This is a genomic window from Thermodesulfobacteriota bacterium, assembly GCA_039028315.1.
GTDB lineage: Bacteria > Desulfobacterota_D > UBA1144 > Nemesobacterales > UBA2774 > CR02bin9.
Genome location: JBCCIH010000105.1, coordinates 1 through 8,431, shown reverse-complemented (window position 1 = coordinate 8,431; position 8,431 = coordinate 1). Strand labels below are relative to the sequence as shown.

Here is an 8,431-nt window from a genome sequence, read left to right as displayed (position 1 = left end):
GGTCTTGGCATTGAGTCTATTTCCATCATGCTCTGCCCTTTTTTGTTTACCGTAAATGTTCCTAGGCTTACAGGCTTTCCTTCTTCCACACACCAGACCTGATATTCCATCCCCTGTGTGAGCTCGGGAATTTGGGATACAAGTAAGAGAGCTCCTTGTGTGTTCTCATCCCACATGATTTTTCCGGATGCCTCCACGCCTGACATCGCTCCTGCAAGCTTTACTGTTTGCACACCTGGATCCAACATGTAATCCATCACTTGTGTGTCTTCTTGAATACTGGCCTGCAGGCTGTCTATATCTTGTCTTTGAGTCTCAAGTTCATTCCTAAGTGACATATTATTTACAAATAATGTAATAAGCAACAACACTGCAACAGCGCTTCCCAGGTTTAGCCACATAGGTCTTATGGTGCTCCAAAAACTAGTTTTTGGTTGTTTCGCAGGAGTAGCTTGTTCTTGCTCAATCTGCTTAAATATTTTGTTTTCAACCTCAGGTGATAAAGGGCTGTCATCTAAAGAGTAAGCTAGAGAAGATATAACCATCTCGTTTTCCCTAAGTGCTTTAAGGCATTCTTCGCATCCTGAATCAAGGCACTGTTGTACAGCTCGAAGCTCAGAACCCTCTAGCAGTCCTAATGAGAAAAGCGTTAATTGATCTTCATACTGTTTTACATCGCAAGACATAACTAAATAAGCTCCTGTAAATAAGGCATAATCTTATCTTTTAATTTTAGAACACCAAGACGAATCCTGGTTTTGATAGTTCCAACCGGCTCGTTTAATTTCTCAGCTGCCTCAACATGCGTAAGGCCCTCGAAGTAAACTAGTTCAATTGCTATACGCTGAGGATCAGGGAGTGAATCGAGCGCTTGCCTTATAACGTTTTTACTCTCCTCCCTATCTTCTATTGTACGAGCTAAATCATCATTTGAGTTCACTTTTTCTTCATCTATCTCTACATTTTTATCTTTATATCCTAAGGTTCGTAATTTATCAATGGATCTGCTTCTAGCGATATTGAGCACCCAAGTGGATACAGCACCCCTTTGTGGATCATACGTGTAGGCCTTGTTCCAGACTTGTAGAAAGATCTCCTGCACTACTTCTTCGGCGTCTTCTTTATCTCTTAGCATCCTAAGTGCAAGGTTATATGTAACTTGGGAAAATCTGGAATATATCTCTTTAAATGCAGTTTTATTGCCTTTTTTTACTTGGTCAATTAACTCTTGATCTAGCTCTCGATTAGATTTTTGCTGCATAACCAAAATACCACCCAGCCTTTGAACCATTGTAGTTAAATAGTATTTTTTGTCAATTGCTAGTTCTATATTTGTTTGTTGGTTAACTAACTGAAATAATTTGAATTGTGTGTCGAAAACACTAAGGATTGCCTGATTGGGTTGCATTTTTTCTGCTTACTCTCTCCTATCCCCTATCTAAACCTAATTGTTCAAAAATATCTAACTTTAATAAGCAAAAATTATTTAGAAATAGTGGGTGATTTTCTCTTTTATTGTAAGCCTTGTTCTCAAAACTCTTGATTTAACTGCTGAAATTGAAAGCCCCATGCACTCCCCTATTTGAGCATTTGAGTATCCGTTAATATCTTTAAGATTAAATATCTTTTTATTACTATCAGAAAGCTCATTTACAGCTATATTAATAATTTTCATCTGCTCTTTAGACTGAATCATCTCATCTGCTGACCGCGCCCACCTTGATTGTGACTCAGTCTGATTTATAAAACTGTCATCTAGATAAATCTCTCTTTTGTTTTTTTTGTTAGTGTCGTTAATTTGTTTATAGCAAGTGTTTAGCGTGACTCTGTATAGCCAGGTTGAAAACTTTGAATTACCTTTAAAGGTATGAAGTTTGGTTGCAAGTATTAAGAGTACTTCTTGTTTTATATCCTCTGCGTCATATGGGTTTTTACAAAATTTCATTGCAAATCCAATCAAGATGTCATTGTATCTGCTGACAATTTCATTAAATGCCCGCTCATCTTTGTTCGTGGTATATAAACAAACTAAGGCCTCATCAGAAGCTTCACTATAATTAAATGGAAGTGCATGAATCTCGCCCTGACACGAATTATCGATTGTAAGGTCCACCAGATATTGTTCAGATTCCGGACAGGAAAAATCAGGGATGTTAAGCGCTGCACTAGATTCTTTCATGGATTAGCTCTCCTTTCTCTCGTTATATAATCTGTACTCTGCTTAATATACGAGAGGAGCTAATTTTTGGTTCCATTGTAATATGTAGTAGTGAGCTGCAATGGTCTTTGTAAGGTATTTATGCAAGACCAGGGAATAGTGCTTTAAAACCACTTGCCATCATTCCAAATGCTATTGAGGCCAGAATAATACCCATAATACGGGTAACAATGTTCACACCCGATGGGCCTAACAGACGGCTTACGGGAGCTGAAAAGTAAAATGCGATCCATAGGATTATTGCGATGACTACGGACACTGCGGAAATCATGAGTTTGTCATCGATTGTTGAGTAATGGTGGGTGTTTACAACGATCGTGGTTATAGCCCCAGGTCCTGCAACAATTGGTATGGCAATCGGCACGACTGCTACATTGGTTTTAGCTTCAGCATCAGCCTGGTCTTGTTTACCATGGTGAATCGGGCTTGGTTTTGCGTGAAGCATTGATATACCCATAAGAGCAATGATGAGTCCTCCAGCGGTCTCAAATGAAGCTATATCTATTCCAAAAGCTCTAAGCAATAAATCCCCTGTCCATGTGACAATAATAAGTATTATTAAGATTGCAACGCCTGCGACTAAAGCAGTTTTTCTTTTTTCTTGAAGTGTTTTATCCCCTGTCAGACTGGCAAATATTGCTAGATTGCCAATAGGGTTTGTGATTGCAAGCATTGCTATTACAAATGTGATTAACTGTGCATGTGACATGATCTAAGGCTCATTATTACTGCAATTAATTTAAAGGTCAAACTGCTATATTTATCAATTATCTTGTGTCATAGAGGTTTACAAATATAGCTTGGTTTAGCCCGAGCTTAGTCTAAACTGTAAAGTGTCATAATTGAGATATAGAATTTATATATATTTCACTTGCCTATGTATATTTCAAAGCTATATTATTCCTATTATAAAAATTCTAAGGAGACTCTATGAGACGCCCATTTGAAATACTAGTTTATCTACCATTTATTATATTATTAGCAGCATCAATTGCATGCGAAAGACCAAGCGACTTAAGTGTCAGCGATAAAAGCTCTAGTAATACAAAGCAAGAAACTGCCTCTCAACCTACTTCAAGCAAAACAACAAAAGAGTCCTCTGATAGTAGTACAAAAAAACAAAGCACAAGCTCAGGTCTGCAAGGTACACAGCAGTTTCCATCTTTTGCTGATCTGGTTGAAGTGCTTCAGCCCTCAGTTGTTAATATAAGTACTACAAATGTTATTAAGCAAAGAAGCCCGTTTCAAAGAGGTCCTGGAGGTCCTAACGATCCTTTTAACGAATTTTTTGAAAAGTTTTTCGGCGGACCTGGCGGCGGTGCCCCCCAAGAATATAAGCGACAAGGGCTTGGGTCAGGTTTTATCATCACCGAAGATGGGTATGTAGTGACAAACAATCATGTTATCGATAAAGCGACTGATATAGATATTATATTGCAAAGTGGCGATAAATATGAAGCTAAAGTTGTCGGAAAAGATCCTAAAACTGATCTCGCCGTGCTTAAGTTTGAGCCTGATCAAAAACTTCAGACTGTAAAGTTCGGTGATTCAGACAACCTCAGAATAGGCGACTGGGTAATCGCAATTGGAAACCCCTTTGGTCTCGGATACACGGTTACTGCAGGAATTGTAAGCGCTAAAGGCCGCTCACTGGGATTTGGAGCATATGATGATTTTATTCAAACAGACGCATCTTTAAACCCTGGTAACAGCGGCGGACCGCTTTTTAACTTAAACGGAGAAGTTGTTGGAGTTAACGCTGCTATTGCTTCAAGGGCTCAAGGCATTGGTTTTGCTATTCCTATTGATCTGGCGGAGTTTGTAATCGAGCAGCTCAAGTCTGGAGGAAAGGTAGTAAGGGGATGGCTAGGTATTTATGTTCAGAAAATAACTCCTGAAATTGCCGCAAGTTTTGATCTCAAAGAAGATGAAGGAGCTTTGGTAAGTGATCTTGCTAAAGATGGGCCAGCTGAGAAAGCAGGTATCAAACGCGGGGATGTAATAATTGAGTTTGACGGCAAGAAAGTCACTGATGTGTCTGATCTCACAAATTATTCTGCTGAGACAGCGCCCGGAACCAAAGTCGAGGTCAAAGTCATAGAAGATGGAAAAACTAAGACATTAACTGTTACCCTTGGTGAATTTCCAGATCAAAAAACTAAGATAGAAAGTGAGATAAATGAAAATCTTGGTATAAGGGTAAAGCAAATTAGTCCCGATATAGCCAAAAGATTTAATTTATCACAGGATAAAGGAATTATTATCTCAGATATACAGCAAGGAAGCGCTGCATCGCTAGCAGGTCTTAAGCTGGCTGACATTATATTAAAAATTGACAAGAGTTCTATTTCTACACTTCAAGATTATTCTAAAGCGCTAGATAAAATAAAGCCTGGGGATACAGTACTCTTTCAAGTAATCAGGGGAAACAATTCACTATTTGTTGCAGTTAGGGTGCCTGAGGATAAGTCTGAAGATCAGGATAAATAATAACCTAAAAATACTTTTCGCCAGACTATTTTCTTGGATTTAACATAGCCTTTATTGACAATACTTAACATTTCATGTGAGATATGAATAGGTAGGGCATCGGCGCTAGATAGTCAAGAATGTTCTGCTTACGTGCTTCATGTTGACAGATAATCAAGGAGGCTTGTGATAGATGGCAGATCAACAATCCAAACGCGTCTTGATTCTTGGCGGCGGCTTTGCAGGTTTAGAAGCCGCTGAGACCTTAGAGAAAATCTTCTCAGAAAAAGATAATGTACAAATTGATTTAATAAGCAAAGATAACTATCTGGTCTTCACTTCTATGCTTGCAGAAGTGGTTTCAAGCAGCATTGAGGCAAAGCATGTCGTCATTCCTATAAGAGAGTGTCTAAAGAGAGCAACTTTCAAAGAGCTTGCCGTTCAATCTATAGACCTTAAGACGAAAGTTGTCTCATGTTATCACTTCCATACTTGTGAGACTTTTAACCTCGAATATGACTATCTTATAATAGCTATGGGCTCTATCACTGGCTATCACAATGTGCCGGGAGCTGAAGAGTTCTCCTTCCCACTTAAAAACCTTGCTGATGCAATGGTTCTGAGAAGTCATGTAATTGATATGTTTGAAAGGGCTGATTTGGAGCAAAACCCTGATCTAAGGAAAAGTCTTCTTACTTTTGTGGTTGTTGGCGGTGGATATACCGGCATTGAAGTTGCGGCAGAACTAAACGACTTTGTCTCTTCAAGTAAAAGATTCTACAAGAATGTAAAAGCTGATGAGGTGAAAGTTGTTGTCGTAGATCCTGGGGATAGGATTATGCATGAGATGAGTGAGGGGCTTGCAGAATACGGACTTAAATTGCTCAAGAAAAGGGGAATGGAGTTTCACCTGCAAACAAGAGTGGGTGGAGTTACTGCGGACTCAGTAGAAATTCAGGACGGCGATAAAATCAAAACACATACTGCAATTTGGGCAGCTGGTACTGCGCCACAGCCTGTAATTGCAAAGCTGCCTATAGCTGATAAAAGAGGCAGGATAGAAGTAAATGAATTTATGGAAGTTGCTGATTATCCAGGAGTATGGGCACTTGGCGATTGCGCCACAATCCCCGATCCGCATACTGGAAAGTTTTATCCCCCCACAGCTCAGCATGCAATAAGAGAAGGGGCCAGAGTAGCTCACAACGTAGCTTCGGCAATCAATGAGACTGATGACAAAAGGGCTTTTGTTTTTACAACTCAAGGAATGCTAGCACCTCTGGGTCACAGATCTGCGGTCGCAGATATAAAAGGGATTAAATTCTCGGGCTTTTTCGCATGGTTTATGTGGAGAACCATTTATCTAGGCAAATTGCCCGGATGGGATCGAAAAATAAGGGTGGCAATAGACTGGTTCTTAGATATGTTCCTTCCAAAGGATATGGTACAGCTTAAATTTCTTATGAAAGGCCGCGAGGCTCCCGAGTCTCATTCAGAAGATAATTCCTGATTCTCTCTAGTCCTGGATTTTAAAAATACCACCAGATCAGCAAGCTCTTCGTTTGAAAGAGTGCCGCCAAATCCCGGCATGTTAAGTCCTCCGTTCATTATACGCCACGTAATCTCATCAGTAGACAGCCTATCTCCAATGTAGGTTAGATTAGGTCCTCTTTCTCCGCCATGTCCTGAGATAGTGTGGCAATACAAACAACCCTTCTCATTAAAGTATTCGCCGCCCCTATAAATAGGCCCGCTTTCAGCTCCAATTATCTGTGTCGTTAGCGGTTTTGCATCAAAGTGCGGTGACCATGGAGAGGTGATTCCGATTGCCCAAAGTCCAGAAATGCTGGCTATTGTAAGCGCCACTATTGCAACCGCCCAAGGACGCCGTAGAGGGCTCCTCTCTCCCTTGTTTGAAATAAAAGGAAGGAAGAACAACAGAGCTCCTACCAATAGAGGCCCAAACACCATGAGGTATGTCTCCATCTGTGGAGGCATAAGAGCCAAGAATGCAAAATAGAACACAAAATACCAATCCGGCACTGGAAGAGCATCTATATTAGATGGATTAGGCGGTGGACCAAGAGCCGGAGGTCCTATGATTAGAGCAATAAGTAGAATCGTCGTAATAACTATAAAGCCAAATACCATATCCCTCCAAGCCGCATCCGGCCAAAACGGGATACCTTTCTTCTTAACTAAGTTCTCGTATTCTTCTCTATAAGTTTTAGGATCTACTGGTTTGCCAGCTTTTGGAAACTCGGAGATTCCGTTTTTGATTACTAGATATAAATGTAGCCCAATAAATAAGAATAAAAGTGCCGGAACAATGAAAACGTGATAGGCAAACATTCGGCTTAGTGTTGCTCCGCCAATGGTTTCTCCGCCTATTAAAAACTGCGCTACCCAAGTTCCAATAAGAGGTATACGCCCCGCCTGCTCTGACGCAACGATGGTTGACCACACAGCAGTTTGGTCCCATCTAATTACCTGACCTGAAAACGCCATGATTACTGTAAGTGCCCAAAGTACAACCCCTGATATCCAGTGCATCTCACGTGGGAATTTATATGCGGCGGTTAAATAAACCCTCACCATGTGGACACCTATTAGGAGTATCATGGCTGAGGCGCCCCAGTTGTGCATTCCCCTTACAATTCTTCCAAATGTTGTTTGATCGGTTATGTACTGAAGGCTCTGATACGCTTCTCCAGCAGATGGGACATACATAAATGCAAGGGTAACACCAGTAGCTACCTGCAGCATGAAAGCAAATAGAGTCGCGCTACCAAACACATAGAACCATGAGGCCGAGTTTGGCGGGACAGGGTGTTTAATGGAAGGGCCTAGGGCACTGCCAAGGCCTGTTCTGTCATCAAACCATAACCAAGCGCGTCTTAAAGATTCCATCAACAAAACTCCCTATATGATTTTGTCCGTTTTCTATTGATCAATTTACTACACCGTCGTTATTGGTATTGGGCTTGTTAATATTTCAACCTGTCCGTTATTAATCCTCACCGGGTAATTATATAAACCTCGTGGAGGAGGCCCTGCTGCTACACTGCCGTCCTCATAGTAAACGCCTCCGTGGCAAGGGCACATAAACAGCCTGGCCCCGGCAACCCATCTCACAGGGCAGCCAAGATGAGCACAGTTTACTGAAAAGCAAATAAACTCTTGTTCACCTGATCTTCTTAGCCATGCGGCAGTCTCCGATGTAACACCTGCCCAAGGGAGGGGAGATGAATCTATGAAAGAAACAATAACGGTGTCGCCAATAGTAAAATTCTTAACCTCACCAACAGGCCTCCATATTGGCTTTGGCTTATTTACTATAGGAGCTAAGATAGAGCCTACAATCGGTATTCCAACCATAACAGCTGCTAGGCCGCCTAATGTGTAGCTTATATGGGTGAAAAACGCTCTTCTACTGCACTCTTCACTCGTTTTGGTCTTTTCGCTCATTTCTTAAGTCTCCTATCCAGCCTGCTAGAGCTAATGAAAAAAGAATTAGTCCTATAAGTACCAGGATAATAATAGTGCTAACGACTTCGTTAAATCCAACTGCAAGACCCCAGAGCATAAAAGTTATTCCAAGCGCCATAATGGCCGGCCAATAACCTGCTGTTGGGAGTCGATCCGGAAGCGGTCGATGCCATCCCGGGGGTGCGGAATCACCCTTTGGAACATATTTTGTTATGTTAACTGCATCAAAGTCTCCTTGCGGCACTTGTGAGCTAG

9 protein-coding genes are annotated in these 8,431 nt (G+C 41.1%); 2 read left to right on the top strand and 7 right to left on the bottom strand.

Features of this window, described 5'->3' with window-relative positions; genetic code table 11:
* The 4 genes from AAF462_07545 to AAF462_07530 form a co-directional block, all read right to left on the bottom strand.
* Window positions 1-686, bottom strand: a 686-nt coding sequence (locus AAF462_07545) for an anti-sigma factor (GenBank protein ID MEM7008971.1), incomplete at its 3' end; no start/stop codon positions are given.
* A 2-nt stretch (window positions 687-688) separates the two neighbouring features.
* Window positions 689-1,408, bottom strand: a complete 720-nt coding sequence (locus AAF462_07540) for a sigma-70 family RNA polymerase sigma factor (GenBank protein ID MEM7008970.1) — start codon at window positions 1,406-1,408, stop codon at window positions 689-691.
* A gap of 78 nt (window positions 1,409-1,486) precedes the next feature.
* On the bottom strand, window positions 1,487-2,179 hold the full coding sequence (locus tag AAF462_07535) for a sigma-70 family RNA polymerase sigma factor (GenBank protein ID MEM7008969.1): 693 nt from the start codon (window positions 2,177-2,179) through the stop codon (window positions 1,487-1,489).
* A gap of 118 nt (window positions 2,180-2,297) precedes the next feature.
* Window positions 2,298-2,927 carry a MarC family protein gene (locus AAF462_07530; protein ID MEM7008968.1) on the bottom strand — a complete coding sequence of 210 codons (630 nt, stop codon included), beginning with the start codon at window positions 2,925-2,927 and terminating at the stop codon, window positions 2,298-2,300.
* A gap of 221 nt (window positions 2,928-3,148) precedes the next feature.
* Between AAF462_07530 and AAF462_07525 the strand changes: the two genes are divergently transcribed.
* Both AAF462_07525 and AAF462_07520 read left to right on the top strand, forming a co-directional pair.
* The gene (locus AAF462_07525; protein ID MEM7008967.1) at window positions 3,149-4,708 is read left to right on the top strand and encodes a DegQ family serine endoprotease; all 1,560 of its coding nucleotides are present in this window, start codon (window positions 3,149-3,151) and stop codon (window positions 4,706-4,708) included.
* Between the two features lie 172 nt (window positions 4,709-4,880).
* A complete protein-coding gene (locus tag AAF462_07520; GenBank protein MEM7008966.1) occupies window positions 4,881-6,197 on the top strand; it encodes an NAD(P)/FAD-dependent oxidoreductase in 1,317 nt (438 codons plus the stop codon).
* Here the strand turns inward: AAF462_07520 and AAF462_07515 are convergent.
* From AAF462_07515 to AAF462_07505, 3 genes are all read right to left on the bottom strand, one after another.
* Window positions 6,176-7,597: a cytochrome b N-terminal domain-containing protein gene (locus AAF462_07515; GenBank protein ID MEM7008965.1), complete on the bottom strand. Its 1,422-nt coding sequence runs from the start codon at window positions 7,595-7,597 to the stop codon at window positions 6,176-6,178. The two genes, AAF462_07520 and AAF462_07515, sit on opposite strands and share 22 nt — an antisense overlap.
* 48 nt (window positions 7,598-7,645) lie before the next feature.
* The gene (locus AAF462_07510) at window positions 7,646-8,155 is read right to left on the bottom strand and encodes a Rieske 2Fe-2S domain-containing protein (protein MEM7008964.1); all 510 of its coding nucleotides are present in this window, start codon (window positions 8,153-8,155) and stop codon (window positions 7,646-7,648) included.
* Window positions 8,130-8,431, bottom strand: a 302-nt coding sequence (locus AAF462_07505; protein ID MEM7008963.1) for a hypothetical protein, incomplete at its 5' end; no start/stop codon positions are given. The genes AAF462_07505 and AAF462_07510, both read right to left, overlap by 26 nt.